This window comes from Streptomyces sp. NPDC015127, assembly GCF_043080095.1.
Lineage (GTDB): Bacteria > Actinomycetota > Actinomycetes > Streptomycetales > Streptomycetaceae > Streptomyces.
Genome location: NZ_JBIBVE010000005.1, coordinates 249,688 through 276,653, shown reverse-complemented (window position 1 = coordinate 276,653; position 26,966 = coordinate 249,688). Strand labels below are relative to the sequence as shown.

Sequence of the window (26,966 nt, the reverse complement as noted above, 5' to 3'; positions counted from 1 at the left end):
ATGACAGCAGCAGGGAAGCACCAGGTGAGCCGGACGGACACATCCCGCCGGGGCAGCCGGCAAGGTCGGGCGGGCATCCGGGACGTTGCCGCCGCAGCCGGAGTCTCCATCACAACTGTCTCCGACGCGCTCAACGGCAAGGGCAGGCTCCCGGACGCCACCCGCCGGCACGTCCGTGAGGTCGCCGACCGGCTGGGCTACCGCCCTTCCGCCGCGGCCCGCACACTGAGAACCGGAAAATCGGGCTTAATCGGCCTGACCGTGACGACGTACGGGGATGAACCTTTCACCTTCACGGAGTTCGCGTACTTCGCGGAGATGGCCAGAGCCGCGACCTCCGCCGCGCTCGCCCGCGGCTATGCCCTCGTCATCCTCCCCGCCACCTCACGCCATGACGTCTGGTCGAACGTCGCCCTCGACGGCACCGTCGTCATCGACCCCTCCGACCACGACCCCGTCGTGACCGAGCTGGTGCGCCAGGGTCTGCCCGTCGTCTCCGACGGCCGCCCGGCCGGCACACTCCCGGTCACCGCCTGGGTCGACAACGACCACGAAGCCGCCGTCCTCGACCTGCTCGACCATCTCGCCGCCGCCGGCGCCCGCCGGATCGGCCTGCTCACCGGCACCACCACCGACACCTACACCAGGCTGTCGACCACCGCCTACCTCAACTGGTGCGAACGCGTCGGCCAGGACCCGGTCTACGAGTCCTACCCCGCCCACGACCCGTGCGCGGGCGCCGTCGCCGCCGACCGGCTGCTCGCCCGCCCGGACCGGCCCGACGCGGTCTACGGCCTCTTCGACCCCAACGGCACCGACCTGCTGGCCGCGGCGCGGCGGTACGGCCTGCGCGTCCCCGACGACCTGCTGCTCGTGTGCTGCAGCGAGTCGACCGTGTACGCCACCACCGAACCGCCGATCACGACGCTGTCGCTCAAGCCCCGCCGGATCGGCACGGCCGTGGTCCAGCTGCTGATCGACGCCATCGAGGGGATCGACGAGGACCGGCCGGTCGAGCAGGTGATACCGACCGAACTGATCGTCAGGACGTCCTCGCAGCGCCGCCCTCCGCGTACCACGGTGAGCGCGCCACGGTCCCCAGCGAAGGACTAGACCAACCCAATTGGGGCGAAAAGGCCGATGAACCAGGGGTGACGAAGGATTCACCACCCCTGGTGCGTCACACACCGCCGGGCTCATTCCTATGATGGGCGAACGACACCGCGGACCACCCCGACCAGGCTGGGCCGAGAGGTGAACGGCGGCGCGACGGTGGTGGAGGGGTCGATGACTCAGGGGGCCGGTCAAGGACCCGTGGTGCGGACGGCGACGCTGCGCGATTTCCGCGTACCGCCGTACGCGCAGGTTCCCGTGCAGTCGCAGTCCGTGGACCCCGGCCACGCGGGCCACCCCGGCAACGCGTTCCCCGAGGGCGAGCCGCCGGAGGGCTACACCCCCACCGCGCGCGACCTGCCCGTCATCACACGCGGCGGACCGGGTGACACCGTCCAGGTGAAGATCGAGGCGGACGACCGCCCGGCGCCGGACGGCCTCGGCCCGCTCTACGTCGTCGGCGATGTCCACGGCTACCTCGACGAGCTCGTCGCCGCCCTCACCGAGAAGGGCCTCATCGACTCCGAGGGCCGCTGGTCCGCGGGCAACGCCCGGCTCTGGTTCCTCGGTGACTTCACCGACCGCGGCCCCGACGGGATCGGCGTCATCGACCTCGTCATGCGGCTGTCCGCCGAGGCCGCGGCCGCCGGCGGCTACTGCAAGGCGCTCATGGGCAACCACGAGCTGCTCCTGATCGGCGCCAAGCGCTTCGGCGACACCCCCGTCAACTCCGGCGCGGGCACGGCCACCTTCCAGGCGGCCTGGCTGCTCAACGGCGGCCAGAAGTACGACATGGACCGGCTGCAGGAGGTCCACCTGCAGTGGATGGCCCGGCTGGACGCGATCGTGGAGGAGGACAGCCACCTGCTGCTCCACTCCGACACCACGGCCTACCTCGAATACGGCTCCACCATCGAGGACGTCAACGACGCCGTGCACGCGATCCTCACCCGTAACGACGCCGACGAGTGCTGGGACCTCTTCCGCAAATTCACCAAGCGCTTCGCCTTCCGCGACGAAGGCGGCCCGCAGGCCGTGCGCGAGCTGCTGTCCGCGTACGGCGGCACGCGCGTGGTGCACGGCCACAGCCCCATCCCGTACCTCCTCGGCGAGGTCGGCACCGAGGACGCCGAGGACGGCGAGCGGCCCGTCGTCGAGGGCCCGCATGTGTACGCGGACAACCTGGCCATCGCCATGGACGGAGGAGTGACCATGGCCGGAAAGCTTCTTGTCCAGCAACTCCCCCTGCGGGCCTGAGCCGCCCGGCCGCGGGCGATTTACGGAAACCCCCTGTCACGCCCTGCCGTAACCGCTCTACCATCGGCTTATCCGTAGCAGGCTCTCCTCCGTTTCCGCCCAACTGCCCGGCACGCACGGGCGATCCGGCCCTACGGAGCATCGGGGGATGCACATGAACAGCGCTCCGCACCTGCTGAACGAGGACCGCGCCGAATACGAGCGCGTCCTCGACGACGCACTGCGCGACGCCCGCGAACGTCCGGATCCGGCCGCCGTGGGAGCGCGCCTGAACACCGAACAGCTGCGCACCCTGGCCCTGGACGCGACGGCGCTGATCACCACCTCGGCCGCCGCCGAGTACGAGCACTATGTGAAGGTCCGCGCGGAGATGCGCGCGCCCGCCGCCGCTTCCGTGCGCGGCTCCGTCCTCGCGGCGCCGGTCGGCGAGGCGGCCGAGGCCGGAGCCGGATTCGCGGCCGTCGTCGCCGTCCTGGCCCCGCTTCTCGCGGGCACGGCAGCCGCGATCTTCCTGATCGTCGGCTACGTCCTGAAGATGGTGAGCCCCACCCCGTCCTTCGCCGACACGCTGGTCTTCACCGGCTGGGTCTTCGGGGCGCTCATGGCCGCCGCCATCCTGGTCGCGGCCGTCGCGCTGCTGCTGACCGCCCTGCGCAACGGCGCCAGCCACGTCGCGGACGGGCGGCCGGACGACGAGCTGCCGGACGAGGTCCGGATCGCCAAGGAGGCCTGGTGCGAGGCCCTGCTGGAGCGGGGCATCGTGCCCTTCCTGCGCGCCGCCCTGGCCGATCCCGCCGCCACGGCGTCACCCGGTGACCCTCCGCCCCGCGCGAGCCGCATCCCGAAGGTCGGCTACAGCGGACCGGACTTCTCCAGTCCGGCCGAGGGACGCGTCACCGGCCGGCGTCCGACCTTCACCAGCCCGGATTTCTCCAGCCCCGACTTCGGCGGTCCGGAGCACCAGCCGGACTGACCGGCATCCCGCCGGCAGCGGTCACAGCCGCCGTACGACCTGGGCCTCCGCCCGCTCCACCGACGTCCGCCCGTGCTCGTGCACAAGGGCCAGGTGGAACAGGGCCGGCGCCAGCGGAGCCCATCGGTGCACCCGGTCCGGGCGCAGCAGGTACCGGGCGACATCGGCCGGCCGGAAGGGCACGTGGTCGAACGACTGGTGCTCCCATCTGTCCGCGACACCCCTGCTCATGCGGGCCCGCAGATCGTCACGGGTCAGCGTCGTCAGCCGGGCGGAGAAGTGCGCGCTCCAGTGGCGCCGGTCCGCGTCGAGGACGAAGGCCAGCAGCACGAGGGTGTACTCGTGCGGCTCCAGCGCCAGCTCCTCGCGCATGCCCCGGCGCGCCACCGCGAACAGGTCCGGCGCGTTCCTGCCGGAGGAGTCGATGTGCCGGGACAGCCCCTCGTTCACCGAGGAGTTCCACACACCGGGTGCCATGCGCACGCGGTCGCTGCGCCGGCTGACGACCAGCATGTCGTCGGCGGTCACCACGGCGACGTTGGCCGCGAAGCTGCACTGCAGGAAGGCCGGCGCCGCCAGCGGGTCGTCGGGATCGAGGTATCGCGTGCGCGGGGTGGTGCCGTCGGCCAGCCGGCGGTCCAGCTGCTGGGCGGCGAGGAAGGTGTAGTAGTCGGTCGGCCGGAGCCTGAGGTGGACCAGCGGATGTTCTTCCAGAGCCGTACGCGACACGTCGAGCGACTCCACGGCGTAGCGCGGCCCGTTCCACACCGGAGCCCCGTTCTCCGCTTCGCGCCGCGCGCTCTCCCCCTCGATCTCCGCCCGCCAGCCGGCCATGTCCTCGGGGAGGACGACCTCCTCGTCGAGCACCTGGATGTGCACGGCCTCGGCGGCGATGGCCGACTCGCCGTCACCCTCGACGATCAGGGCGGACGTGTGCAGGGGTCCCAGGGAGAACGTCGTCCACGACGCCGGCGCGGGCTCCTCGCCGCGCGTCCGCAGGCTGCGCACGGCACTCGAGTAGCGCCGGCGTATCCGGTACCACCCGTCCTGGAGGGGTTGCTGGAACAGGGTCGCGAACACGATGCCCAGCACCGCGCCGACGATCCCGTTGGCCACGTCTATTCCGCCCATGCACCGGAGCGTAGACGGAAACGATCAAGCCCTTCAGGCGCTTGCCGCTTCCGTTGCCGGCCGGCGGCGGGCGCCCTCCCGCGGACGGGCGGGAAGGCGCCCGGTCATGACGGCGGATCAGTCCGCGATCGGCAGATAGACCCGGTTGCCCGCCGCGGCGAACTCCTTGGACTTCTCCGCCATGCCCGCCGCGATCTCCTCCTGGTTGCCGCCGTGCTGACGGCGGATGTCCTGGGAGATCTTCATCGAGCAGAACTTCGGACCGCACATCGAGCAGAAGTGCGCGGTCTTCGCCGGCTCGGCGGGAAGCGTCTCGTCGTGGAACTCGCGTGCCGTGTCCGGGTCGAGGGCCAGGTTGAACTGGTCCTCCCAGCGGAACTCGAAGCGGGCGTCGGACAGCGCGTCGTCCCACTCCTGGGCGCCGGGGTGCCCCTTGGCCAGGTCCGCCGCGTGCGCCGCGATCTTGTAGGTGATCACACCGGTCTTCACGTCGTCCCGGTTCGGCAGGCCCAGGTGCTCCTTGGGCGTCACGTAGCAGAGCATCGCGGTGCCCCACCAGGCGATCATCGCCGCACCGATGCCCGACGTGATGTGGTCGTACGCCGGCGCGATGTCGGTGGTCAGCGGGCCGAGCGTGTAGAACGGCGCCTCCTCGCAGATCTCCTGCTGGAGGTCGATGTTCTCCTTGATCTTGTGCATCGGGACGTGGCCCGGGCCCTCGATCATGGTCTGCACGTTGTGGCGCTTGGCGATCGTGTTCAGTTCACCGAGCGTCCTGAGCTCCGCGAACTGTGCCTCGTCGTTGGCGTCCGCGATCGAGCCGGGGCGCAGGCCGTCGCCGAGCGAGTACGTGACGTCGTACGCCGCGAGGATCTCGCACAGCTCCTCGAAGTTCTCGTAGAGGAAGCTCTCCTTGTGGTGCGCCAGGCACCACGCCGCCATGATCGAGCCGCCGCGCGAGACGATGCCGGTCTTGCGGTTGGCGGTGAGCGGCACGTACGGCAGGCGGACACCCGCGTGGACCGTCATGTAGTCGACGCCCTGCTCGGCCTGCTCGATGACCGTGTCCTTGTAGATCTCCCAGGTCAGCTCCTCGGCCTTGCCGTCGACCTTCTCCAGCGCCTGGTAGAGCGGCACGGTGCCGATCGGCACGGGGGAGTTGCGCAGGACCCACTCGCGCGTGGTGTGGATGTTGCGGCCCGTGGACAGGTCCATGACCGTGTCGGCGCCCCAGCGGGTCGCCCAGGTCATCTTCTCGACCTCCTCCTCGATGGAGGAGGTGACCGCGGAGTTGCCGATGTTGGCGTTGACCTTCACCAGGAACCGCTTGCCGATGATCATCGGCTCGATCTCCGGGTGGTTGACGTTCGCCGGCAGGACGGCGCGGCCCGCCGCGATCTCCTCCCGCACCACCTCGGGCGAGACGTTCTCGCGGAGGGCGACGTACTCCATCTCCGGCGTGATCTCGCCCCGGCGGGCGTACGCGAGCTGCGTCACCGCCTGGCCGTCGCGGCCCCGCCGCGGCTGGCGCGGCCGGCCGGGGAAGACGGCGTCGAGGTTGCGCAGCCCCCCGCGCGGGGACGTGTGCTTGATCCCGTCGTCCTCGGGGCGCACGGGCCGGCCCGCGTACTCCTCGGTGTCGCCGCGCCCGACGATCCAGTTCTCCCGCAGCGGCGGCAGACCCCGGCGGACGTCCGTCTCGATGTTCGGATCGGTGTACGGACCGGACGTGTCGTAGAGCGTCACGTCCTTGCCGTTGGTGAGGTGCACCTTGCGGACCGGCACACGGAGGTCGGGGCGCGAGCCCTCGAGGTATCCCTTGTGCCATCCGATGGACTTCCCGGCCTCGTCGTTCTGGTTCGAGGCAGGCGTGCGTGCGTCCGATACGGTCATGAGACCTACTCCCTACGCCGGCATTACCCGGTAACAGGTTCGGCGGTCGGCGCAGCTGTCCCGTACGGATGTACGAAGGTCAGCGCCCTCTCAGCCCGGTGCTCCGAGCTCCCGCGTGTGCAAAGGTGCCACCACGCTAGCGTCATGTCTGGCGCGCTGAACAGAGGGCCCCTCTCGTTCTTGCGATGATCTGTCTGTGACCTCATCGCCGCAGCACCCCGAACAGCACGGCCACGATCACGGCCATGTGCACAGTCACGGGCCCGCAGCGCCCGTCTCCCAGCACCTTCGCAAGGTCATCGCCGCGGTGCTGATCCCCTTCGCGACGGCTGTTCTCGTCGGCCTCGCCGTGCTGTGGCCGGGCGGGGCGCCCGGCCATGAGCGCACAGGGGTCGGCTTCGACCGCCAGACGGAGCAGGGCAAGGTGGTGAGCGTCGAGAGAGTCGACTGCAAGGACGTCAACGCAGGCCAGGTCCCGCCGACCGGCGACACCTCGACGCCCGAGGGCCGCGAGGCGGTCAACGCGCAACGGGGCGACTGCGGAAAGGCCACCGTCGAGGTCACCACCGGCAAGGACAAGGGCCGGAGGTTCGTCGAGATCGTCCAGCCCGACGCGCCGCGGCAGCTGAAGGAGGGCCAGGGCGTGGTGGTGGCGTACGCGCCGGACGCGCCCAGGGATCTTCAGTACTCGGTGACCGATGTGGACCGCGGCTTCCCGATGGCCCTGCTCGCCGGCATCTTCGCCCTGGTGGTCGTCCTGGTCGGGCGGATGCGGGGCGTGATGGCGCTGATCGCGCTCGCCGTCTCCTTCGCCGTGCTGACCCTGTTCATCCTGCCCGCGATCCTCCAGGGTTCGAATCCGCTGATCGTCGCGGTGGTCGGGGCGAGCGCGATCATGCTCATCGCGCTCTACTCGTGCCACGGCATCACCGCGCGGACCTCCGTGGCCGTCCTCGGCACGCTGATCTCGCTGCTGCTCATCGGTCTGCTCGGCTCGCTGTTCATCGGCTGGGCCAGCCTCAGCGGCAACACCGACGACAACACCGGTCTGATCAAGGGGCTCTACCCGGACATCGACATGAGCGGCCTGCTGCTCGCCGGGGTCATCATCGGCTCGCTCGGCGTGCTCGACGACGTCACGGTGACCCAGACGTCGGCGGTCTGGGAACTGCACCAGGCCGACCCGGACATGGGCCCGCGGGCCCTCTACCGCTCCGCCATCCGGATCGGCCGCGACCACATCGCCTCGGTCGTCAACACGCTCGTCCTCGCCTACGCGGGCGCGGCCCTGCCCTTGCTGCTGCTCTTCTCGATCGCCCAGTCCAGCGTGGGCACCGTGGCCAACAGCGAGTTGGTGGCGGAGGAGATCGTACGGACCCTGGTGGGATCCATCGGCCTCGTCGCGTCCGTGCCGGTGACCACCGCGCTCGCCGCCCTGGTCGTCTCCGCGGACCGCCCGGGCCGCGCCGGCGCCGGGGCGGCCGCGCCGGCGCGTGGCGGCAGGGGACGGCGCCGCAAGAAGTAGCCGACTGGCCGGCGTCAGCCGGCGTTCTCCTCGGCCAGGATGCGCCCGAGCGCCTCCTCCAGGCTGACCTCGAAGTCACCGAGCGCCAGCTCCTGACCGAGCGGCACTAGCTTGTCCGTACGGTCGAGGAACGCGACGAGCGGCGGGGCTCCGACACGGAACAGCGCGGAGTCGCTCCCGACGCGCAAGCGGATGTGGACGTCCGACAGCACCTCGGGGCGGGTCGGCGCGATGTGCACGTCGCCGTCGCCACTGGGTGCGTTGATCCCGTCGAGCAGCAACTCCCTGCCGAAGGCCCACGTCACGGGCGCGTCACCGGGCAGGTGGAAGGTCATCCGCACCGCGTACGGATCGGAAGTCTCGTAGCGCAGCTCCACCGGGATCCGGAAGGAGAGCTCGTCGGAGACGAGAAAACTCATCAGAACCTCGGCCTGGACCGACTCGCGCATCACGTACCTCGCAGGAGATGAAGCAATGAATGAACCGTGCTGATGAAAAGAAGAAATCGGCCAGGATCGATCTCTGCCGACTCTCCTGGCCTGTGGACGCCATCGTGCTGGAAGCGGCAGCAGATCACAAGGAGTGATATTTCAGATACTGATAGAGAAGGCGAGTGACGCCAGCAGGCTCCCGATTCCGGCCTGCAACTGTTCAACTGCCGGTCGCAGCCTGGCCTCTTGTTGCAGAGGGAGGGAAATGGCCATCGTCGCAGCTACGTCACCCGCTGTGATCGGAATGGCCGCGCAGACCGTGCCCAGCGCGTACTCCTGGCGTTCGACGACCGGTTCCCTGCGCCCGACGGCCTCGAGCCGCTCCATCAGCGCGGCCCGGTCCCGCACCGAGTAGCGGGTCACCGGCTGCACGGGATGGCGGTCGAGGTGGTCGCGGCGGGCATCGTCGTCGAGCTGGCTGAGCAGGCACTGGCCGATGGCGTGGGCGTGCCCCGTCTCGCGGAAGTCGGCCCATTCGTGGACGGCCGGGGCGTACGGCGAGTCCGCGACCGCGACGAGCTCGATCTCGCCCTCGCGGTAGACGGCGAAGTAGACGGCGACGCCGATCGCGTCCCGCCAGTGCGTCAGGGAGTCCTCGAGTGTGCTGCGACGATTCTGCACACGTTCGCTCCCGGCCAGACGGCCGACCGCGTCCCCGAGCGTGAACACGCCTTTGTCCCGGCGGAGATAGTCCTCGTGCGTCAGGGTGCGGAGCAGGTGATAGGCGGTCGGCAGCGGAATGCCCGCCTCACGCGCCAGCTGCTTGGCGGGGGCTCCGCCCTCGTGCGCGCCCGCCGCCTCCAGCAGCCTCAACGCACGCTGCACCGAGCCGATCAGGGTAGGGACAGCGGCGTTCGTAGCCCCGGCCAAAGGTCACCCCCAGGCGTGGTGACGGGCAGAGCGCCCGCCCGCGGGGGCCGCCCCCGCGCGGCCGCCGCAACCCCGGGCCCTGAACAGCCGGCCTGAACAGTCGATCAGCCCCGAGCCGACGCGGTGCGCCGGTTCGTACACGCGTGTGCAGAGATGTCCGAGGGGCGGCAGAGAGCTGCCACTCTAATGGCAGCACCGGACAGGAGGCGGGCTTTGCCCGGCCCGTTCCCCCGGCCGGGCTAACGGGCTTCCGCTCACCGGTCCTCGCGCGACGAACCGGAGGACGCCATGAACTTCCGTACGAGGAAGATCAGTCCACCGACCAGGGCGACGAAGAGCAGCACCTTGAAGAGCACGGAGATCACGAAACCGATGATGCTCGTGATCAGACCGCCGAACACGGCCAGGGCGATGACAGGCACCGCGACCCACTTCACCCACCAGGGCATTCCCGCGAATATCTCCCGCACGGCCATCGTCCCTACCTCGTTTCTCCGAATGCGTGCCTTCGATGCTAGGCGGCCGGATGCCGTGTCCGGGGGCCTGCGATCCCTTGAAGTCCCCTGAGTGAACCCCTAGGGCCTGTCTTTCGGATCAGGCCGGATCAGGGAGCGAGGTCTGGTGCGTGCAGATGCAAGGCGGAGGAGGGAGCCACTGCGGTGGGGGCACCTCCCGTGCCCGAAGGGCTACGGGGGACATTGGCGACCGACGACAACGCAGCAGATGCGCGTGCCAGGGCTCGCGAGCCCGGCAAGATCCGAAAGACAGGCCCTAGGGACCGTGCGGGTCCGGTCAGCTCTCGGGGGGAGAGAAGACCACCATGACCCGCAGGTCCTCGCTGATGTGGTGGAACTTGTGCGGCACCCCCGCCGGTACGTAGACGACGCTGCCCCGCCCGACCTGGGTCGTCTCCGTGCCGACCGTGATCGACGCCCGACCGCTGACGACGAAGTAGACCTCGTCCTGGTTGTGGGGCAGTTGCGGGTCGATCTGTCCGGCGTCCAGCGCATAGAGGCCGACCGACATGTTCCGTTCCCGCAGGAACTGCAGATACGCGCCGTCGTTGGCGGCGCGTTCCGCTTCCAGCTCGTCCAGTCGGAATGCCTTCATCCGTCCGCCCCTGCACTTGGCCCGATTCGTCTGCCACGATCAGACACATGATGAATTTCCTAGTCAAGACGATCGCCAATGCGGGGGCTCTGCTGGTGGCCATCTGGCTCCTGCAGGACATCACCCTCACCGGGGACAGCACCGGCAAGAAGGCGTGGACCCTCATCCTGGTCGCGCTGATCTTCGGCCTGGTGAACTTCCTCGTCAAGCCCGTGGTGAAGCTGCTCACGCTGCCGCTGTTCATCCTCACGCTCGGCCTGATCACGCTCGTCATCAACGCGCTGATGCTGCTGCTGACCTCGTGGCTCGCCGACCAGTTCGAACTGAACTTCCACGTCGAGGGCTTCTGGACCGCCGTGCTGGGCGGCCTGATCATCTCCGTCGTCTCGTGGGCGCTGAACGTCGTCCTCCCCGACAAGGACTGAGCGCGGCGTGAGGTCCGGCATCGCGCGAGACGTGGCCGAGGAGCGACCGACATGACCGGTTCCCCCTGGGGAGACGGCACCCGAGCGGTACGGGCGGGACTGCCCGCACCGGTGAAGTACGAACCGCCCCTGCCCGGACCCGTCTTCGCGGCCCACTTCCACCTGCCGGGTGAGCCCACCGGCCCCTACACCTACGGCCGCGACGAGAACCCGACCTGGACCCGTCTGGAGCGCGCGATCGGCGAGCTGGAGGCGCCGGGGGCGGCCGTGGAGACCGTCGCCTTCTCGTCGGGGATGGCGGCGGTCTCCGCCGTTCTCCTGTCACAGCTGCGGTCCGGCGACGCGGTCGTCCTGCCCGACGACGGCTATCAGGCACTGCCTCTGGTGCGCGAACAGATGGAGGCGTACGGCATCGAGGTGCGCACCGCACCCACCGGTGGCGACGCGCAGCTGTCCGTCCTCGACGGGGCGCGGCTGCTGTGGATCGAGACACCGTCCAACCCGGGCCTCGACGTGTGCGACGTGCGACGCCTCGCCGAGGCCGCACACGCCGCCGGCGCGCTCGTCGCCGTCGACAACACGCTCGCCACCCCGCTCGGTCAGCGGCCGCTGGACCTCGGCGCCGACTTCTCGGTGGCCAGCGACACCAAGGGCATGACGGGGCACGGCGACCTCCTGCTCGGTCATGTGACCTGCCGCGATGCCGCCCTGGCGGCGGGCGTGCGGCGCTGGCGGAAGATCGTCGGAGCCATTCCGGGACCGATGGAGGCCTGGCTCGCCCACCGTTCGCTCGCCACCCTGCACCTGCGTTCCGACCGGCAGTGCGCGAACGCCCTGGCGCTCGCGAGGGCTCTGGGCGGACGACCGGAGGTGACCGGGCTGCGCTACCCGGGGCTGCCCACCGATCCCTCGCACGCGGTCGCGGCCCGGCAGATGCGGCGCTTCGGGTGCGTGGTCTCCTTCGTCCTGCCCGACCGGGCGCACGCGGAGCGCTTCCTGGACGGGCTGCGGCTCGTCGACGACGCCACCAGCTTCGGCGGGGTGCGCTCCACGGCCGAGCGGCGGGGGCGCTGGGGCGGGGACGCCGTCCCCGAGGGTTTCGTCCGCTTCTCCGTCGGCGCGGAGGACGCCGAGGACCTGGTGCCCGACGTGCTGCGGGCCCTGGACGAGGCGGCCGGCGGCTGACGGCCCTGGCGGGCGCGCCGCGCACCGCTGGGGCGGCCGAGGCGGCCGGGCAGGTCTGGCGAACGGTCCGAGCCTCCCCCCTCGCGGCTCGGACCGTTCCGGTTCCTGCGCGCGAAGAACCGTGCGCTCAAGGCTAGTTGACTCTGCGTCAGTGTCCAATCACGCTAGCGACAGCAACCTATCGACTTATTTATAGTTGGCCGGGTTCGGGGTGCAACGTCGGACCGGGAGGGACATGACATGGATCTGGCCCTGCTGCGCACATTCGTCACGGTGCACCGGGCCGGCTCCTTCACCCGCGCCGCTGCACTGCTGGGCCTGTCCCAGCCGGCCGTCACCGGTCAGATACGCACGCTGGAACGGCAGCTGGGCCGTCCGCTGTTCCTGCGCCAGGCCCGCGGTGTCACCCCGACCACCATCGGCGACGAGCTCGCCCACCGGGCCGCCCCGCATCTGGACGCCCTCGTCGAGATCGCCGAGGCCGGACTCGACGACGAGTCGGCGATCCGTACGGTCCACCTCGCCGGACCGCCCGAGTTCACCGCCCTGCGAGCCCTGCCCGCCCTCACCCCGCTGATCGGCCAGGGTCTCGCCCTGCGCACCTCGTTCGGCAACGCGGAGGAGACCCTCGCAGGGCTCGCCGCCGGCCACCACGACGTGGCCATCGCCACCGCGCGGCCCCGCGGGCGGCTGTTCACCTCGACCGCCCTGTGCGACGAGGAGCACGTCCTCGTCGCCGCTCCGCGCTGGGCCGCCCACCTGGGACCGGACGTGCTCCGCCACGGCCATGTCGTTCTCGAGCAGCTGCCGGTCGTGGAGGTGCACGAGTCCCTGCCCCTCGTCTCCCGCTACTGGCACGCCGTCTTCGACTCGCCTCCGGCCGCCGCCGGCGCCGTCATCGCACCGGATCTGCGCGCCGTCCTGGAGGCCACGGCCTCCGGCGCGGGACTCTCCGTGCTCCCGCGCTACCTGTGCGAGGACGCGCTCGGACAGGGCCGGATCGTCACCCTCCTCGACCCTCCGGTGCCCCCGCTGCGCACGTACTTCCTCGTCATACGCACCGGGACACTGGCCCTTCCCCATGTCGCGCGGGCCCACGAGGAGCTGCTGCGTGCCGCGGAGGGCTGGTGAGGCGCGGGATGGGGATGGGCCCCGGGAGTTTCAGAAGCGGCGCCGTGGGCCACTCTCTTGCCATGACCGAACGACCAGTGGTCAAGCGCACCGCACGCGCCATTCTGCTCGACGGGAACGACCTCGTCCTGATCAAGCGCACCAAGCCCGGTGTCGACCCCTACTGGCTCACGCCGGGCGGCGGCGTCGAGCCGGAGGACGCCACCGTGGTCGACGCCCTCCACCGTGAGGTCCACGAGGAGCTCGGCGCCAAGATCACCGATGTGGTGCCGTGCTTCGTCGACACGGTCGAGCACATCGCCGACGGCGGCGTCACCGGGGTGAAGGTGCAGCACTTCTTCGTCTGCCGCCTGGAGTCCATGGACCCGGCGCTGCGCCACGGCCCCGAGGTCGACGAGCCCTGCGGCGAGTACGAGATCGTGCGCGTCCCGTTCAGCAGGGTCGGGATCGCCGCGGTCCACCTGGTGCCGCTGTCCCTGCGGCACTACCTGGACGGCAACATCGAGGGCGTGCGGGCGATGCACGCCCCCGACCTGGGCTGACGCCCGCGACGGCGCCGCGCCTAGCGGTCGGCCGCCGCCACGAGCTCCTCGAGGGAGTCGTGCCGGATCCGGTCGAACGGGATGCCGACCCCACGCAGCGCGTGCACACCACTGCGGATCATCCCGGGCGGCCCCGAGAGGTACGCGTCGAACCCGTGCCACGGTCCGTACCGGCCGAGATCCCGCACGGCCGACGGGAACTGCGCCCGGTCGTCGACCACCGGGCGCACCGACAGCCAGGGGTGCGTCTGCTGCAACCGGAGCATGGTGTCGATGTCGTAGAGGTCGTGGTCGGAGCGTGCCCCGTAGAAGACCTCGACCGTGCGCCGCTCGCCGTGGGTGGCCACGTCCTCGACGAGCGCCTTGATGGGTGCGATGCCGGTGCCGCCGCCGAGACAGAGCAGTCCGTTGTCCGTGGTGTGGTCGACCGTCATCGAGCCGGCGGGCGGACCGAGCCGCAGGACGTCGCCGGGGCGGGCGTGGTGGACCAGGGCATTGGAGACCCAGCCCGCCGGGACGGCCTTGATGTGGAAGGACAGCAGGCCGTCGGGCCGGGGCGCCCCGGCGAAGGAGTAGTGCCGCCAGATCCTCGGCCACCAGGGCGTCTCCAGGCTCGCGTACTGACCCGCGAGGAACTTGTACGGCTGATCGGGACGGACCGTGACGATCGCGATGTCCTGGGTCCGCAACTCGTGCGACACGACCTCGGCGTCCCACCAGGCAGGCGCCTGCTGCTCGTCCACCGCCGCCGCGTCGATCATGATCTGCGAGATCGTCGTGTAGGTACGGATCCAGGCGGCCTCGGTCTCGGCGTCCCAGGTGGTCGTCGCGTACCGGGTCAGAGCGCCGATGAGGGCCTCGCCGACGGCCGGGTAGTGGGCGGGCTGCGTGCCGTACTTGCGGTGGCCGCGGCCGAGGTTGCGGAGGTAGTCCGTCAGCACCTCCGCGTTGTCCATGTGCTCGGCCGCGGTCAGCAGCGCCTTGAGCAGCCGGTCGCGCTGGGAGTCCATCGCGACGGGGAACAGCGACCGCAGCTCCGGGTGGCGGACGAAGAGCAGGGCGTAGAAATACGAGGTGACCTGGTCGGCCACGGGCCCGATCTCGGCCATGGTCCGCCGGACCAGCACCGCGTCGGGGGACGCGGGGGACGCGGGGGACGGGTCGGGCGCGGGGGCACTGGGCGGACCGGGGTCGGGTTCGGCGTGGAACGGGCCGGACGCGGGGGTGCCCTGGGGGAAGGAGTCACCGGAGCCGTAGGGGGCACGCTGGGCGGGGACGTCGCTCGGTTCCGCGGCGCCGCGGGCCGGGCCGAAGGCCGGCGAGGAGCGGGGGGCGTCCTGGGCGGCGAAGTCGCTTCGTCCCGTGGCGCTCTGGGGGCCGGAGGCCGACATGGGACTCGGCGGGCGAGTGCCGTGGGGCCCGCGCTGGGCCGGGATGTCGCCCGCATCGTGGGTCCGGTGAATGGGTGACCGGCCGCGGTCGGGGCCGGTGTGCTCGGGTTCGGCGTCGGGTGCGGATGCATCCCCAGCGACCGAGGCATCCGGTGCCGATGTGGCGGCCGGATCGTCCGGTTCTGCGGCCGCGGTCGGCCGCTCGGTATGCGCCGCCTCGGGGGCGGGTGTCGACGGGGTGTCCCGTACGACCGACAGTTGCGGCCGGTTCCGGCGCGACGAGCCCGAACCGACCGGGCGTATCGCCGTCACCGGGCGGGTCGGGGCGGCCGCGGGCCGGCTGGAGTCACCCTCCTCCTTCCGACCGTCCTGGCCGGGGCCCGAGGGAGTCGGTGCCCCTTCGGCACCGGTCGTCCCACCGGGCCGGGCCGGTTGTCTGCGAGGGGTGAACCAACCGCCTCCGCCGTTATCGCCTGACGCGCCGTTGTCGGCCGACGTGGTGGCCGGAGCTTCCATGGTCTGCCTCGCCTCGAACATCTTTCGGTCGGTTCACGCACGTCCACCAGTCGGAACGTGCCGCACTTACCTGCGCTGTCCCAGCACTGCCGCGTACTCGTCCTCGCCGCGGCCATGCTTTGTATCAGGACGAGTTACCTCCGATAAAAACTCTGCCCGAACGCTCGCTGTCGCAGCATGGCAGCCAGTTCCCCGGATCGGGACAAAGAGCCGAAAGTCCGGGCAGCCGAACCCCTTTTCCCATTAGGCTCCAATGCCCCCATGTCCCCGCATCCGGATCCTCCGGAGCTCCTCCTGCACCCCCCGGACCGTTTCCCTGGCCTCGCGGAGATGGAACCACCGTATGCATGACACCCGTCCAGGCCAACCCCGAACTCTGCACAGACCCGGTCCGTGATCTTCACCGTCTCCGGTGAGCCGGGAGTGTCTCGTGTGCGCGCATGTACGCCGACGCTCGTACCGCCGCTTACTCCCGCTGTCAGACGACCGGCGGGCTCCGGCCCGGCACTGTGTTTCACGTGAAACCACTCAAGCGCCCCGTCCGCCGGGGAATCCTCGTCGTCCATGTCGCCGCATCCGCGGGCTGGCTCGGGCTCACTCTCGGGCTGCTCGCGCTTGCACTCACCGCCTACACCACGGGCTCGGTCCCGATGATCGAGGCCTCCTACCGCTCCATGAAGGTCTTCACGGACTGGCTGGTGCTGCCCGTTGCCTTTCTCACGCTCCTCAGCGGGCTCGTCCTGTCCCTGGGCACGAAGTGGGGGCTCGCGCGGCACTGGTGGGTCTTCATCAAGTTCTGTCTGACGCTGGCCACGACCACCGCGACGGTCTTCGCGCTGCGGCCGGGCGTCAACGAGGCTGCCGACAGCGTCGCTTCGGGCGTCGTGGTGGCGGACCCGCGTGACCTCGTCATGGGCCCCGCCGTCTCACTGACCGCCTACCTCTTCATGACCGTCATTTCGGTGCTCAAGCCGTGGGGACTGACCCGGCGCGGTCGCCGTCAGAGGGTCTCGGTCACTTCTCCTAAAAAGGTGGACGGGCGATCAGCGCGTCAGACAGCCTGACCCCATGTCGACTCCGCTCCCCGAGCTTCCCATCAGGCGCCTGACCACCGATGACGTCGTCTCGTGTGCCGATCTGTCAGAGGACCGCGGCTGGCCGCGCGAGGATCACAAATGGGGTCTGCTGCTGGCGGCCGGCACGGGGTACGGGATCGACGATCCGGCGGGCAAGGGACTGGTGGCTGCCTGCGTCGTGACGTCGTACGGCCCCGGGCTCGCGGCGATCGGCATGGTGCTCGTCGCGGAGCGATGCGCACGGCAGGGCGTCGGCCGCCGGCTGATGAAGCATGTGCTCGCAGAGGCCGGGGAGACCCCGCTGACCCTCCATGCCACGCCCAACGGGCAGCCTCTGTACGAGGAATTGGGCTTCGCCACCGCCGGCCGGGCGGAGATGGTCCGGGGCCGCTTCACCGGCACCGACCCGATGACCACCGTTGCGACCCGCCCGGCGACCGCGGAGGACATGCCTGCCCTGGTGCGCCTGGACGCCGAGGTCTTCGGCGTGGACCGCACCCTCATGATCACTCGGCTCCCGGCCTTCGCCGATCAGCTCCGGGTGGCCGAGCAGGACGGCGTACTGACCGGGTACGCGGCCGCCTGGCCGAACATGGCCACGCATGTCGTCGGCCCTCTGATCGCCGAGGACACCGACACGGCAAAGGCCCTGATCACCTCACTGGCAGCGAATACAGATCGCCCGCTGCGCACCGACATCGACGTGCGCCACGAGGAACTGCTCACCTGGGTGAAGTCACAGGGCCTGGAGCCGGTCGCGTTCAATGCGGTGATGACCTACGCCATCCCCGCGCTGCCCGGCGACTGGACCCGCCGGTTCGCACCGCTGACCGTTGCGGCGGGCTGAGGATTCGTCCCCCGGCCCACCGCGACAGCCGTCCATCCGTCCATCCGTCCATCCGTCCACATCCGACCGCCGGAGCCGGAGCGCCGGGCGGCGTCCGGCCCGGCGGACGGGCGCTTCAGCGGCTTCAGCGGCTTCAGCGGACGAGCTGGGTCACCCGGCCCTCGGCCACGATCTTGGTGCCGGCCCCTGCTTCCTGGTCCGCGTCCTTGTCCCGGCGTTCGAGGGCGGCGGAGACGAAGGCCAGCACCAGCGCCGAGGCCGCGAGGGCAGCGCCGACCCAGTTCGGAGCCGTCAGCCCCATGCCGGCGGCGATCACGATGCCGCCCAGCCAGGCCGCGAGCGCGTTGCCGAGGTTGAAGGCGCCGATGTTGACGGCGGATGCCAGGGTCGGCGCGCCGTGGGCGTGGTCCAGCACCCGCTTCTGCAGCGGGGGCACCGTGGCGAAGCCCAGTGCGCCGATCAGCACGATCGACACCGCCGCCAGGACCTTGTGGTGCGCCGTGACGGTGAACAGGGCGAGCACGAGCGCGAGCGCGGTCAGCGTGACGTACAGCAGGGGCATCAGGTGCCGGTCGGCGTAACGGCCGCCGATCAGGTTGCCGCCGACCATGCCCGCACCGAACAGCACCAGCAGCCAGGTCACGGAGGAGTCGGCGAAGCCGGCGACCTCGGTCATCATCGGAGTGATGTAGGTGATCGCCGCGAACACGCCGCCGAAGCCGAGCACGGTCATCGCCATCGCCAGCAGGACCTGGGCGTTCTTGAAGGCGGCGAGCTCATGGCGCAGCCGCACGCCCTGAGGCTTGGGCATCTCGGGCACCAGCTTGGCCACGCCGGCCAGACCCAGGACTCCCAGGGCCGCGACGATGAAGAAGGTGGCGCGCCAGCCCGCGGTCTGACCGATGAAGGTCCCCAGCGGGACGCCGACCACGTTGGCGACGGTCAGGCCGGTGAACATCATGGCGATGGCACCCGCCTTCTTCTCCGGCGCCACCAGCTCGGCGGCGACGACGGAGCCGATGCCGAAGAACGCGCCGTGGGCGAGTGAGGCGACCACGCGTCCCGCCAGCATCACGGAGAAGCTGGGGGCGACGGCGGAGAGGAGGTTGCCCGCGATGAAGAGGCCCATCAGCACCATCAGCATCCGCTTGCGCGACACACGGGTACCGAGGGCGGTCATGAGCGGGGCGCCCAGCACCACGCCCAGGGCATAGCCGGTGACCAGGAGCCCGGCCGTCGGGATCGTGACACCGAAGTCGACGGCGACCTCGGGCAGCAGCCCCATGATCACGAATTCGGTGGTGCCGATACCGAAGGCTCCGACCGCAAGAGCAAGAAGCGCGAGAGGCATGGAGAGACCTTCCAGAGATTGCGAGTGCGTTTTACAAGCGTCGACAATACTTGCAGACGCCGTTTAATTGCAAGCGCTGGATATTGCGCACATCGTCTACTCTGATAGAGAGCCGCGTAGGCACCGAGGAGGAGACCCATGACAGCGACCGACCCCGCCCTCACCGCCCTCGCCCAGGGCTGGTGCGCCCTCTCGCTGCTGCACGGGAAGATCGAGGCGCACATCGAGCGGGCTCTGGAGTCCCGGCACGGGCTGAGCATGCGCGAGTTCTCCCTGCTCGACGTGCTCAGCAGGCAGCACAGCGGACCCGGTGGGCACCTGCAGATGAAGCAGGTCGCCGACGCGGTCGTTCTCAGCCAGAGCGCCACGACCCGGCTGGTCACCCGCCTCGAGGATCGCGGGCTGCTGACCCGCTATCTCTGCGACACGGACCGCAGGGGCATCTATACCGATGTCACCGAGGCCGGCCTCGCCCTGCTCGCCGAGGCCCGGCCGACGAATGACACCGCGCTGCGCGAGGCACTCGACGAGGCCGCCAAGAACCCCGAGCTCGCTCCGCTCGTCAGGACCGTCGAAGGGCTGCGCGTGCCCGCGTAGTCTGCCGATCATGAGTGATCTGCAGATACGCCCCGCGGTCGCCGGCGACATCCCGGCGATCGTGGCACTGCTGGCCGACGACCCGCTCGGTGCCCAGCGGGAATCGCCCGACGACCTCGTCCCGTACCTCACCGCATTCGAGCGACTGGCCGCTGATCCCCACCAGCACCCGACCGTCGCCGTACGGGACGATCGCGTCGTCGGCACACTCCAGCTGACGATCGTCCCCGGCCTCTCCCGGCGCGGCGCCACCCGGTCGATCATCGAGGCCGTCCGGATCCATGCCGACGAACGCGGCAGCGGACTGGGCAGTCGCCTCATCGAGTGGGCCGTGGAGGAGTCCCGCCGGTTGGGCTGCCAGCTGGTGCAGCTCACCTCCGACGTCACCCGCACCGATGCCCACCGCTTCTACCAGCGTCTCGGTTTCCAGCCCTCCCACGTCGGGTTCAAGCTGACTCTCTGACCCCAGCAGGATCCGCGCCTGCCGTCGACGCCGAACGGGCCGGCCCGTCCTTGGACGAGCCGGCCCGTTTCACGTGAAACATCGGGGGATCAGAGCCCGCGCCATCCGGCCTCGTCCACGCCTCCGGGCACAGCATCGCCCTGCTCGTAGGGCTCGCGGGTGAACACGAACGACCCCAGGTCCAGGTGGCTCACCGAACCGTCCTCGCGGCGCACCACCGTGAGCGTCTCCCCCGCGTAGTAGCCGTCGAGGCCCGTCCACTTGCCCCCGGGACCGGCCACGAAGCGCGACTTCCGCCCGCCATCGCGCAGCGGCTCCAGCTCCACACCCCGATCGGCCACCAGACGCAACCCGTACCCGTACGTGCCCCAGTACCAGGGCCCGGTGAGGTCCAGGAGCTCCTGGTCGACCTCGGTCAGCGGTCGCCATGGCGCGGGAATCCGCGGCTCGGCATCCGCCACGATGCGTACGAGATCGGCGGCGACCGTACTCGGGAACGGCCCTGACGTCGCATTGGTCAGCGCCACCGCGGCGACACCGTCCTCCACGCTCACCCACAGCCCGGCTAGGAACCCCGGCAAGGAGCCCGAGTGCCCGACGAGGGTGCGCTGGTCGTTGCGGACGATCTGCATGCCGAGGCCATAGGCGCTGTTCCAGTCCCCCGCCTCCGCGGGCACCGAGGGAGTGCGCATCTCGCGTACGGAGGCGGCACTGAGCACCTGGTCATCGCCCTCCGCGAGGAACCAGGCGAACCGGCAGAGGTCCGCCGCGGTCGACCACAGCTGTCCAGCGGGAGCCATCAGCCCCAGGTCCTCGGTGGGCTCGGGAAGCATGGCATCCGCCCAGGGATGCACCGCCCAGCCACCCGCGTGCGGTGCTCGCGGCTGCGCACTGGTCCGGTTGAGCTTCAGCGGATCGAGGATCTCCGCCTGGAGGGCCTGCTCCCACGGAATCCCGCGCACCGCCTCGATGAGTGAACCGAGCAGGGTGTAGCCGGGGTTGGAGTAGTGGTGCCGCCGGCCGGGAGGGTGCATCCGGGCCTTGTTGCCCAGGACATCGGCGAGTTCGGGGCGCTGGGCGCCGGGCGTCCGTTCCCACCAGGGAGCCGGGGCCTCGGCACTCAGACCGGCACTGTGCCCGAGGAGCTGAGCGATGGTCACCTCGCCGACGCCCGTGCCCGGAAGGTGCTTCTCCAGCGGGTCGTTCAGATCGAGCAGCCCCTCGTCGCGCAGCCGCATCACAAGCACCGCGGTGAAGGTCTTGGTGATCGAGCCGATGCGGTACTGCGTATCGGCGTCGGGTGCATGACCGTCGACCGAACTGCGCGCGCCCGTCCACACCAGATGGCCGTCCCTCAGCACGGCGCCGACGAACGAGGGGGTACGTCCCTCGCTCTGCGCGACGGCGACGCGGTGCAGGAGCGCCCTGCGGGTGGTGGGGAGCAGCTCTTCCCAGGATGAAGTCATGGGGCAGGTCTATCGCTGCACGGGCACTCAGTCGACCTGATTACGCCGCGGAGGTCGACAGGGGCATGGATGGAGTCAGTGCTCACTCCGCATGGCCGACGTCATGACGCCATGCCCCGGCACGTCCCTGATCCTCGACCATGGCCGGGGCGAGCGGGATTCGGATCGAGGCGCGGAGGGCCTCCCGCAGGGAGCGCGCCGAACTCGGCCGGGTGCGTGGTCAGTCGGATGTGACCACCGGGGAAGTGCAGGAGTTCCGTGCCGAGACGCTCGGCCAGGAAAGCGGACGGACGGTACGGCAACTCGCCGCGTGAGTCCTGGCCGCAGGCGAGCACGAGCCGGTCCGACAACGCTTCCAGCCGATGGATGTCCGGGGCATAGGACATGAAGCTGGTCAGGATGCGACCGACGAAGTACGGCAGCTTGGCCATCGTCCGCCCGGCCCGCGCCGCTGTTTGCGGCGGAAGCGTGGCCTCGGCCTCCGGCTCGGAAGGCGTCCGCGACTGCGGAGGTGAGGCGGAAGGGGGGCATGAGCTTGGGGCTTCCGTTCCTGCGTCGGGGCGAGGCGGGGTGGTCAGGGGGCCCAGGGGCCGATGCGGTCCAGGCGGCGGCGCTGCTGGTGGGCGGTGGGAACGTCGAGGCCCTGCCCGCGTGCGGTGAGGTGGTCGGCGACGGCGGTGCGGTGCTCGACGGCCTTGTGGTCGTCGTACTTGAACTTCGCCGGACCTGCCACCTGGTCATGACCGTCCACCTGCCGCCCGCTTCCACCTCCACGACCTGACCCCCAGTCTCAGAATTGCAGATCGATGCCATTTCCTCGGCGGAACGATGAGTCTGCGGCTGAGCCACCGAGCACGAGGACTACATGCGAGCTCAGAGCGCGCACCGATGAGTTTCCCGCGCCGCGCCGGTCTGTACGCGTGAGACCGGCTCACGGAAGGCTGGCGCCATGCGGAAATTGATCTACGGCATGAACCTGACCCTGGACGGCTACATCGCCGCGCCCGGCGACGACATCGGCTGGAGCGTGCCGAGCGACGAGCTGTTCCAGTTCTGGTCCGACCAGTTGCAGGCGACCGACCTGTCGCTGTACGGGCGCAAGCTGTGGCAGACGATGAGCTCCTACTGGCCGACCGGCGACCAGCAACCCAACGCCACCCCGGCGGAGATCGAGTTCGCGCGCCGCTGGCGGGACATGTCGAAGGTGGTGTTCTCCTCGACGATCGACAAGGTCGACTGGAACACCCGCCTGGTCACCGGCGACGCGGTCGCCGAGATCACCCGGCTCAAGGCCGAGGACGGCGGCCCGATGGACATCGGCGGCGCGACACTCGCCGGGGCGGCCATGCGGGCCGGGCTGATTGACGAGTACGTGCTGGCCACCGCGCCGGTCCTGGTGGGCGGCGGCACGCCGTTCTTCACCGCGCTGGACAGCTGGGTGAACCTGAACCTGGTGGAGACGCGGACGCTTCCCTGCGGCGTGATCCTGACCAGGTACGAGACGAGGCGCTGAGCGCCCGTCACGCGACTCGACCGCCTGCCGGGTCCACGCGAACGTGAACGCCACCACTGGGGTGGACAGCCGGCAGTGCGGCTTCACATCCACCACTACCGGACCCTGCTCAGTGGTCAAGATGTAATCCGACCCGTACAGCCAAGGGTGTCAGCCAGGCACTGACGGGCGGCGCGGGCCGGAGCCCCGCCACCCGAAAGGTGAGAACCCCGACCAGCGAGTCTCACGAAGACGGCATAAGTGCCGCCGATGTGCCATCGGAGATGAGACTGTGCGGCGAACTCTGAGCCCTACATGACCGCGCGTCAGGTCTGGGCCATGTCCACGAAACGTGAGTAGTGACCCTGGAACGCCACCGTGATCGTGGCCGTCGGGCCGTTACGGTGCTTCGCCACGATCAGGTCCGCCTCACCCGCGCGCGGGGACTCCTTCTCGTACGCGTCCTCCCGGTGCAGCAGGATGACCATGTCGGCGTCCTGCTCGATCGAACCCGATTCACGCAGGTCCGAGACCATCGGCTTCTTGTCCGTGCGCTGCTCGGGACCACGGTTCAGCTGGGAGAGCGCGATGACCGGAAGCTCCAGCTCCTTCGCCAGGAGCTTGAGGTTTCGCGACATGTCCGAGACCTCCTGCTGGCGGCTCTCGGCGCGCTTGGAGCCGCCCGACTGCATCAGCTGGAGGTAGTCGATGACGACCAGCTTGAGGTCGTTGCGCTGCTTCAGGCGACGGCACTTGGCGCGGATCTCCATCATCGACAGGTTCGGCGAGTCGTCGATGTAGAGCGGGGCCTGGGAGACGTCGGGCATCCGGCGGGCCAGACGGGTCCAGTCCTCGTCGGTCATCGTCCCGGAACGCATGTGGTGCAGCGCCACACGGGCCTCCGCCGACAGCAGACGCATCGCGATCTCGTTGCGTCCCATTTCCAGGGAGAAGATCACGCTGGGCAGGTTGTTCTTGATCGAGGCCGCGCGGGCGAAATCCAGCGCCAGAGTCGACTTGCCCATCGCGGGACGGGCGGCGATGACGATCATCTGGCCCGGGTGCAGGCCGTTGGTCAGGGAGTCGAAGTCGGTGAAGCCCGTGGGCACCCCGGTCATCTCACCGCTGCGCGAGCCGATCGCCTCGATCTCGTCGAGAGCGCCCTCCATGATGTCGCCGAGCGGCAGGTAGTCCTCACTGGTCCGCTGCTCGGTGACGGCATAGATCTCGGCCTGCGCGGAGTTGACGATCTCGTCGACGTCGCCGTCCGCGGCGTATCCCATCTGCGTGATCTTGGTGCCGGCCTCCACGAGACGGCGCAGCACCGCCCGCTCGTGGACGATCTCCGCGTAGTACGACGCGTTCGCCGCCGTCGGCACGGACTGGACCAGCGTGTGCAGATACGGGGCGCCGCCGACGCGGGTGATCTCACCCCGCTTGACCAGCTCGGCCGCGACCGTGATGGGGTCCGCCGGCTCGCCCTTGGCGTAGAGGTCGAGGATCGCCTGGAACACGGTCTCGTGGGCCGGCCGGTAGAAGTCGTGACCCTTGATGATCTCGACGACATCGGCGATGGCGTCCTTCGACAGCAGCATGCCGCCGAGCACGGACTGCTCGGCGTCCAGATCCTGCGGAGGCACCCGCTCGAAGCCGGGACCGCTGTCCCAGCCGGTGCTCTCCCGGCCGCGGTCGTGCTGGTCCTCGCGGCGGGTGTCGCTGCCGCGGCGGCGAGAGGCGGGAAGGCGGTCACCGGGTGTGTCGGCCGCCCACGGGTCGTCCAGGGGCTCGGAAATGCTCACCCGCGGCCACCTCCTCCCGTCCGCTCCGCGGACCTCTGCCGTGGCACTCTTTCTACGGCACGACACTGACAAAACGAGCCGCCAGACTCCGCTTGGGGCGCGTCGGGCGACGGTCCACGGTAGGCCCGGCGGCACCGTCAGCCAATCTGGTTATCCACAGGCGGTGTGGACGAAGGACCAGATGCTGTGGAGAACTCTCCGGAACCTGTGCACGGACCGGGGGACAGCACTGTGGACAAACTCATACCGGACCCATCACCCACCCTCTGAACTGCGGCTTTTCCGTCCACCGGCTGTGGGGGAGAAAAACTTTCCCGACCGGACCAAGATCACAACAAAGCGCACAGCATGCAGTGCCGGAGCCACCATCAGGTAAGGCCCGCAAGGCGGTTGCATCTCTTACCTGTGGAAGATTAGATTGACGCCATGACCCAGGCCACCGTGACCCCCAAGGCGCGCCGTCGACGCCACGACCGAGAGATCATCGCGCTCGCCGTCCCCGCCTTCGGCGCACTGGTCGCCGAGCCCCTGTTCGTGATGGTCGACAGCGCCGTCGTCGGCCACCTCGGCACGCCCCAGCTGGCCGGTCTCGGCGTTGCGGCCGCCCTGCTGATGACGGCCGTGAGCGTCTTCGTGTTCCTGGCCTACGCAACCACCGCCGCCGTGGCCCGCCGCGTCGGCGCGGGCGACCTCCAGTCCGCCATCCGCCAGGGCATGGACGGCATCTGGCTCGCGCTCTTCCTGGGCATCGCGGTCATCGCCGTGACCCTCCCCACCGCTCCCTGGCTCGTGGACGTCTTCGGCGCATCGGAGACAGCGGCGCCACACGCGATCACGTATCTGCGCATCTCCAGCCTCGGCATACCGGCCATGCTGATCGTGCTCGCGGCGACCGGCGTCCTCCGGGGCCTCCAGGACACGCGCACGCCGCTCTACGTGGCGATCGGTGGATTCACGGCCAACGCCGCACTCAACGCAGGACTGGTGTACGGCGCCGGGCTCGGCATCGCCGGCTCCGCATGGGGCACCGTTGCGGCCCAGTGCGGCATGGCCGTCGCGTATCTCGTCGTCGTCGTGCGCGGAGCCCGACAGCACGGCTCCTCCCTCCGGCCCGACGCCGCCGGGATCAGGGCGAGTGCCCAGGCGGGGGTCCCTTTGCTGGTCCGCACGCTTTCGCTGCGTGCGGTCCTGATGATCGCCACCGCGGTGGCCGCCCGCCTCGGGGACACGGACATCGCGGCACACCAGATCGTTCTGTCGCTCTGGAGTCTGCTCGCCTTCGCCCTCGACGCCATCGCGATCGCGGGTCAGGCCATCATCGGACGCTATCTCGGTGCGAACGATGCCGAGGGAGCGCGGCAGGCCTGCCGTCGGATGGTGGAGTGGGGCATCGCCGCCGGCGTGGTCCTGGGAATCCTGGTGGTGGTCTCGCGCCCGCTGTTCATCCCCTTGTTCACCGGGGACCAGGCGGTGCGGGACACGCTGCTTCCCGCACTTCTGGTCGTGGCGGTGTCCCAGCCGATCGCGGGAGTCGTCTTCGTCCTGGACGGCGTACTGATGGGCGCGGGGGACGGCCCGTATCTCGCCTGGGCCATGCTGGTCACCCTCGCGGTGTTCGCACCGGTCGCCCTGCTGGTGCCCTCCCTCGGCGGCGGGCTGACCACGCTGTGGTGGGCCATGACCCTGATGATGACCGTGCGGCTGCTGACGCTGTGGTGGCGGGCCCGGTCCGGACGCTGGATCGTGACCGGCGCGACGCGCTGACGTTTCACGTGAAACATCCGGCACGGCGCATGCCAACAGAAGGGCCGCACCCCAGGGGGTGCGGCCCTTCCTACTGCTCAGTCGAGCGCGCTGCTCAGGCGGCGACGACCTCGACGCCGAGCTGCGCGGCAACCTCGGGGTGCAGACGCACGGACACCTGGTGCGAGCCCAGGGTCTTGATCGGCGCGCCGAGCTCGACGCGACGCTTGTCGACCTCCGGACCACCGGCAGCCTTGATCGCCGAGGCGATGTCGGCCGGGGTGACGGAACCGAACAGGCGGCCGGCCTCGCCGGAGCGAACGGCCAGGCGCACCTTCACGGCCTCGAGCTGACCCTTGACGGAGTTCGCCTGCTCGATGGTCGCGATCTCGTGGATCTTGCGGGCGCGGCGGATCTGCGCCACGTCCTTCTCGCCACCCTTGGTCCAGCGGATCGCGAAACCGCGCGGGACCAGGTAGTTGCGAGCGTAGCCGTCCTTGACGTCGACGACGTCGCCGGCGGCACCGAGGCCGGAGACCTCGTGGGTGAGGATGATCTTCATATCTCGGTCACCCTTCC

General features: G+C 70.0%; 26 protein-coding genes, 1 pseudogene and 1 riboswitch. Of the genes and pseudogenes, 14 read left to right on the top strand and 13 right to left on the bottom strand.

Annotation, left to right across the window (positions count from 1 at the left end; translation table 11 throughout):
* From ACF08N_RS12480 to ACF08N_RS12470, 3 genes are all read left to right on the top strand, one after another.
* Entirely contained in the window at window positions 1–1,113 is a 1,113-nt protein-coding gene (locus ACF08N_RS12480) for a LacI family DNA-binding transcriptional regulator (protein WP_392324557.1), read from the top strand.
* Window positions 1,114–1,272: 159 nt separating this feature from the next.
* On the top strand, window positions 1,273–2,370 hold the full coding sequence (locus ACF08N_RS12475) for a metallophosphoesterase (RefSeq protein WP_392324685.1): 1,098 nt from the start codon (window positions 1,273–1,275) through the stop codon (window positions 2,368–2,370).
* A 148-nt stretch (window positions 2,371–2,518) separates the two neighbouring features.
* On the top strand, window positions 2,519–3,343 hold the full coding sequence (locus ACF08N_RS12470; RefSeq protein ID WP_392324556.1) for a hypothetical protein: 825 nt from the start codon (window positions 2,519–2,521) through the stop codon (window positions 3,341–3,343).
* A 21-nt stretch (window positions 3,344–3,364) separates the two neighbouring features.
* Here ACF08N_RS12470 and ACF08N_RS12465 read toward each other — a convergent pair whose 3' ends face one another.
* Window positions 3,365–4,474 (bottom strand): hypothetical protein, encoded by a 1,110-nt coding sequence (locus ACF08N_RS12465; protein ID WP_392324555.1) that lies wholly within the window; start codon window positions 4,472–4,474, stop codon window positions 3,365–3,367.
* A 117-nt stretch (window positions 4,475–4,591) separates the two neighbouring features.
* Window positions 4,592–6,367, bottom strand: coding sequence for a phosphomethylpyrimidine synthase ThiC (gene thiC / locus ACF08N_RS12460; protein ID WP_392324554.1), 1,776 nt, complete (start codon window positions 6,365–6,367; stop codon window positions 4,592–4,594).
* Window positions 6,360–6,492: riboswitch (TPP riboswitch) on the bottom strand. It overlaps the preceding gene by 8 nt.
* Before the next feature lie 71 nt (window positions 6,493–6,563).
* Between thiC and ACF08N_RS12455 the strand changes: the two genes are divergently transcribed.
* Window positions 6,564–7,892, top strand: coding sequence for a YibE/F family protein (locus ACF08N_RS12455; protein WP_392324553.1), 1,329 nt, complete (start codon window positions 6,564–6,566; stop codon window positions 7,890–7,892).
* A 14-nt stretch (window positions 7,893–7,906) separates the two neighbouring features.
* Here the strand turns inward: ACF08N_RS12455 and ACF08N_RS12450 are convergent, their stop codons facing one another.
* The 4 genes from ACF08N_RS12450 to ACF08N_RS12435 form a co-directional block, all read right to left on the bottom strand.
* Window positions 7,907–8,341 carry an SsgA family sporulation/cell division regulator gene (locus tag ACF08N_RS12450; RefSeq protein WP_392324552.1) on the bottom strand — a complete coding sequence of 145 codons (435 nt, stop codon included), beginning with the start codon at window positions 8,339–8,341 and terminating at the stop codon, window positions 7,907–7,909.
* A gap of 141 nt (window positions 8,342–8,482) precedes the next feature.
* Window positions 8,483–9,253 carry an IclR family transcriptional regulator gene (locus tag ACF08N_RS12445; protein WP_392324551.1) on the bottom strand — a complete coding sequence of 257 codons (771 nt, stop codon included), beginning with the start codon at window positions 9,251–9,253 and terminating at the stop codon, window positions 8,483–8,485.
* 254 nt (window positions 9,254–9,507) lie between these two features.
* Window positions 9,508–9,729, bottom strand: coding sequence for a DUF5326 family protein (locus ACF08N_RS12440; RefSeq protein ID WP_392324550.1), 222 nt, complete (start codon window positions 9,727–9,729; stop codon window positions 9,508–9,510).
* Between the two features lie 316 nt (window positions 9,730–10,045).
* Window positions 10,046–10,363, bottom strand: coding sequence for a cupin domain-containing protein (locus ACF08N_RS12435; RefSeq protein ID WP_392324549.1), 318 nt, complete (start codon window positions 10,361–10,363; stop codon window positions 10,046–10,048).
* A 47-nt stretch (window positions 10,364–10,410) separates the two neighbouring features.
* On the opposite strand from ACF08N_RS12435, the gene ACF08N_RS12430 reads away from it, so the two are divergent.
* The 4 genes from ACF08N_RS12430 to ACF08N_RS12415 all read left to right on the top strand — a co-directional run bounded on the left by ACF08N_RS12430 (window position 10,411) and on the right by ACF08N_RS12415 (window position 13,646).
* Window positions 10,411–10,788: a phage holin family protein gene (locus tag ACF08N_RS12430; protein WP_392324548.1), complete on the top strand. Its 378-nt coding sequence runs from the start codon at window positions 10,411–10,413 to the stop codon at window positions 10,786–10,788.
* A gap of 51 nt (window positions 10,789–10,839) precedes the next feature.
* On the top strand, window positions 10,840–11,973 hold the full coding sequence (locus tag ACF08N_RS12425; RefSeq protein ID WP_392324547.1) for a cystathionine gamma-lyase: 1,134 nt from the start codon (window positions 10,840–10,842) through the stop codon (window positions 11,971–11,973).
* A 240-nt stretch (window positions 11,974–12,213) separates the two neighbouring features.
* Complete coding sequence (locus tag ACF08N_RS12420; RefSeq protein WP_392324546.1) at window positions 12,214–13,104, top strand: LysR family transcriptional regulator; 891 nt, start codon at window positions 12,214–12,216, stop codon at window positions 13,102–13,104.
* 62 nt (window positions 13,105–13,166) lie between these two features.
* Window positions 13,167–13,646: an NUDIX domain-containing protein gene (locus tag ACF08N_RS12415; protein WP_392324545.1), complete on the top strand. Its 480-nt coding sequence runs from the start codon at window positions 13,167–13,169 to the stop codon at window positions 13,644–13,646.
* 20 nt (window positions 13,647–13,666) lie between these two features.
* Here the strand turns inward: ACF08N_RS12415 and ACF08N_RS12410 are convergent, their stop codons facing one another.
* Window positions 13,667–15,037 carry a globin domain-containing protein gene (locus ACF08N_RS12410; protein WP_392324544.1) on the bottom strand — a complete coding sequence of 457 codons (1,371 nt, stop codon included), beginning with the start codon at window positions 15,035–15,037 and terminating at the stop codon, window positions 13,667–13,669.
* A 1,034-nt stretch (window positions 15,038–16,071) separates the two neighbouring features.
* Between ACF08N_RS12410 and ACF08N_RS12405 the strand changes: the two genes are divergently transcribed.
* Window positions 16,072–16,617, top strand: coding sequence for a DUF2269 domain-containing protein (locus ACF08N_RS12405; protein ID WP_392324543.1), 546 nt, complete (start codon window positions 16,072–16,074; stop codon window positions 16,615–16,617).
* 4 nt (window positions 16,618–16,621) lie between these two features.
* Window positions 16,622–17,476 (top strand): GNAT family N-acetyltransferase, encoded by an 855-nt coding sequence (locus tag ACF08N_RS12400; protein ID WP_392324542.1) that lies wholly within the window; start codon window positions 16,622–16,624, stop codon window positions 17,474–17,476.
* A 133-nt stretch (window positions 17,477–17,609) separates the two neighbouring features.
* Here the strand turns inward: ACF08N_RS12400 and ACF08N_RS12395 are convergent, their stop codons facing one another.
* Window positions 17,610–18,827, bottom strand: a complete 1,218-nt coding sequence (locus ACF08N_RS12395) for an MFS transporter (protein ID WP_392324541.1) — start codon at window positions 18,825–18,827, stop codon at window positions 17,610–17,612.
* Window positions 18,828–18,965: 138 nt separating this feature from the next.
* Here ACF08N_RS12395 and ACF08N_RS12390 point away from each other — a divergent pair, with 138 nt between their 5' ends.
* Together ACF08N_RS12390 and ACF08N_RS12385 are read left to right on the top strand one after the other, a co-directional pair.
* Window positions 18,966–19,424 carry a MarR family winged helix-turn-helix transcriptional regulator gene (locus ACF08N_RS12390; RefSeq protein WP_392324540.1) on the top strand — a complete coding sequence of 153 codons (459 nt, stop codon included), beginning with the start codon at window positions 18,966–18,968 and terminating at the stop codon, window positions 19,422–19,424.
* Between the two features lie 10 nt (window positions 19,425–19,434).
* Window positions 19,435–19,887: a GNAT family N-acetyltransferase gene (locus ACF08N_RS12385; protein ID WP_392324539.1), complete on the top strand. Its 453-nt coding sequence runs from the start codon at window positions 19,435–19,437 to the stop codon at window positions 19,885–19,887.
* A gap of 89 nt (window positions 19,888–19,976) precedes the next feature.
* On the opposite strand, the gene ACF08N_RS12380 is transcribed toward ACF08N_RS12385, so the two are convergent.
* The 3 genes and pseudogenes from ACF08N_RS12380 to ACF08N_RS12370 form a co-directional block, all read right to left on the bottom strand.
* Complete coding sequence (locus ACF08N_RS12380; protein WP_392324538.1) at window positions 19,977–21,353, bottom strand: serine hydrolase domain-containing protein; 1,377 nt, start codon at window positions 21,351–21,353, stop codon at window positions 19,977–19,979.
* Between the two features lie 169 nt (window positions 21,354–21,522).
* A pseudogene (locus ACF08N_RS12375) lies at window positions 21,523–21,841 on the bottom strand (alpha/beta hydrolase); the annotation flags it as partial.
* 86 nt (window positions 21,842–21,927) lie between these two features.
* Entirely contained in the window at window positions 21,928–22,104 is a 177-nt protein-coding gene (locus tag ACF08N_RS12370) for a hypothetical protein (protein ID WP_392324537.1), read from the bottom strand.
* A 198-nt stretch (window positions 22,105–22,302) separates the two neighbouring features.
* On the opposite strand from ACF08N_RS12370, the gene ACF08N_RS12365 reads away from it, so the two are divergent.
* The gene (locus tag ACF08N_RS12365) at window positions 22,303–22,866 is read left to right on the top strand and encodes a dihydrofolate reductase family protein (protein WP_067385690.1); all 564 of its coding nucleotides are present in this window, start codon (window positions 22,303–22,305) and stop codon (window positions 22,864–22,866) included.
* 305 nt (window positions 22,867–23,171) lie between these two features.
* On the opposite strand, the gene dnaB is transcribed toward ACF08N_RS12365, so the two are convergent.
* A complete protein-coding gene (dnaB, locus tag ACF08N_RS12360) occupies window positions 23,172–24,644 on the bottom strand; it encodes a replicative DNA helicase (protein ID WP_392324536.1) in 1,473 nt (490 codons plus the stop codon).
* A gap of 426 nt (window positions 24,645–25,070) precedes the next feature.
* Here dnaB and ACF08N_RS12355 point away from each other — a divergent pair, with 426 nt between their 5' ends.
* Window positions 25,071–26,408, top strand: a complete 1,338-nt coding sequence (locus ACF08N_RS12355; RefSeq protein WP_392324535.1) for an MATE family efflux transporter — start codon at window positions 25,071–25,073, stop codon at window positions 26,406–26,408.
* 94 nt (window positions 26,409–26,502) lie between these two features.
* Here ACF08N_RS12355 and rplI read toward each other — a convergent pair whose 3' ends face one another.
* Window positions 26,503–26,949 (bottom strand): 50S ribosomal protein L9, encoded by a 447-nt coding sequence (rplI, locus tag ACF08N_RS12350; RefSeq protein ID WP_177149300.1) that lies wholly within the window; start codon window positions 26,947–26,949, stop codon window positions 26,503–26,505.
* Window positions 26,950–26,966 lie beyond the last annotated feature (17 nt).

What these genes read in the sequence shown, in the direction of transcription:
- ACF08N_RS12480 (WP_392324557.1), top strand. Translation starts at nt 1, where the DNA reads ATGACAGCAGCAGGGAAGCACCAGGTGAGCCGGACGGACACATCCCGC.
- ACF08N_RS12470 (WP_392324556.1), top strand. Translation starts at nt 2,519, where the DNA reads ATGCACATGAACAGCGCTCCGCACCTGCTGAACGAGGACCGCGCCGAA.
- ACF08N_RS12465 (WP_392324555.1), bottom strand. Translation starts at nt 4,474, where the DNA reads ATGGGCGGAATAGACGTGGCCAACGGGATCGTCGGCGCGGTGCTGGGC.
- thiC (WP_392324554.1), bottom strand. Translation starts at nt 6,367, where the DNA reads ATGACCGTATCGGACGCACGCACGCCTGCCTCGAACCAGAACGACGAG.
- ACF08N_RS12450 (WP_392324552.1), bottom strand. Translation starts at nt 8,341, where the DNA reads ATGCGCGAGTCGGTCCAGGCCGAGGTTCTGATGAGTTTTCTCGTCTCC.
- ACF08N_RS12440 (WP_392324550.1), bottom strand. Translation starts at nt 9,729, where the DNA reads ATGGCCGTGCGGGAGATATTCGCGGGAATGCCCTGGTGGGTGAAGTGG.
- ACF08N_RS12435 (WP_392324549.1), bottom strand. Translation starts at nt 10,363, where the DNA reads ATGAAGGCATTCCGACTGGACGAGCTGGAAGCGGAACGCGCCGCCAAC.
- ACF08N_RS12430 (WP_392324548.1), top strand. Translation starts at nt 10,411, where the DNA reads ATGATGAATTTCCTAGTCAAGACGATCGCCAATGCGGGGGCTCTGCTG.
- ACF08N_RS12425 (WP_392324547.1), top strand. Translation starts at nt 10,840, where the DNA reads ATGACCGGTTCCCCCTGGGGAGACGGCACCCGAGCGGTACGGGCGGGA.
- ACF08N_RS12420 (WP_392324546.1), top strand. Translation starts at nt 12,214, where the DNA reads ATGGATCTGGCCCTGCTGCGCACATTCGTCACGGTGCACCGGGCCGGC.
- ACF08N_RS12415 (WP_392324545.1), top strand. Translation starts at nt 13,167, where the DNA reads ATGACCGAACGACCAGTGGTCAAGCGCACCGCACGCGCCATTCTGCTC.
- ACF08N_RS12410 (WP_392324544.1), bottom strand. Translation starts at nt 15,037, where the DNA reads ATGTCGGCCTCCGGCCCCCAGAGCGCCACGGGACGAAGCGACTTCGCC.
- ACF08N_RS12400 (WP_392324542.1), top strand. Translation starts at nt 16,622, where the DNA reads ATGTCGACTCCGCTCCCCGAGCTTCCCATCAGGCGCCTGACCACCGAT.
- ACF08N_RS12395 (WP_392324541.1), bottom strand. Translation starts at nt 18,827, where the DNA reads ATGCCTCTCGCGCTTCTTGCTCTTGCGGTCGGAGCCTTCGGTATCGGC.
- ACF08N_RS12390 (WP_392324540.1), top strand. Translation starts at nt 18,966, where the DNA reads ATGACAGCGACCGACCCCGCCCTCACCGCCCTCGCCCAGGGCTGGTGC.
- ACF08N_RS12385 (WP_392324539.1), top strand. Translation starts at nt 19,435, where the DNA reads ATGAGTGATCTGCAGATACGCCCCGCGGTCGCCGGCGACATCCCGGCG.
- ACF08N_RS12380 (WP_392324538.1), bottom strand. Translation starts at nt 21,353, where the DNA reads ATGACTTCATCCTGGGAAGAGCTGCTCCCCACCACCCGCAGGGCGCTC.
- ACF08N_RS12365 (WP_067385690.1), top strand. Translation starts at nt 22,303, where the DNA reads ATGCGGAAATTGATCTACGGCATGAACCTGACCCTGGACGGCTACATC.
- ACF08N_RS12355 (WP_392324535.1), top strand. Translation starts at nt 25,071, where the DNA reads ATGACCCAGGCCACCGTGACCCCCAAGGCGCGCCGTCGACGCCACGAC.
- rplI (WP_177149300.1), bottom strand. Translation starts at nt 26,949, where the DNA reads ATGAAGATCATCCTCACCCACGAGGTCTCCGGCCTCGGTGCCGCCGGC.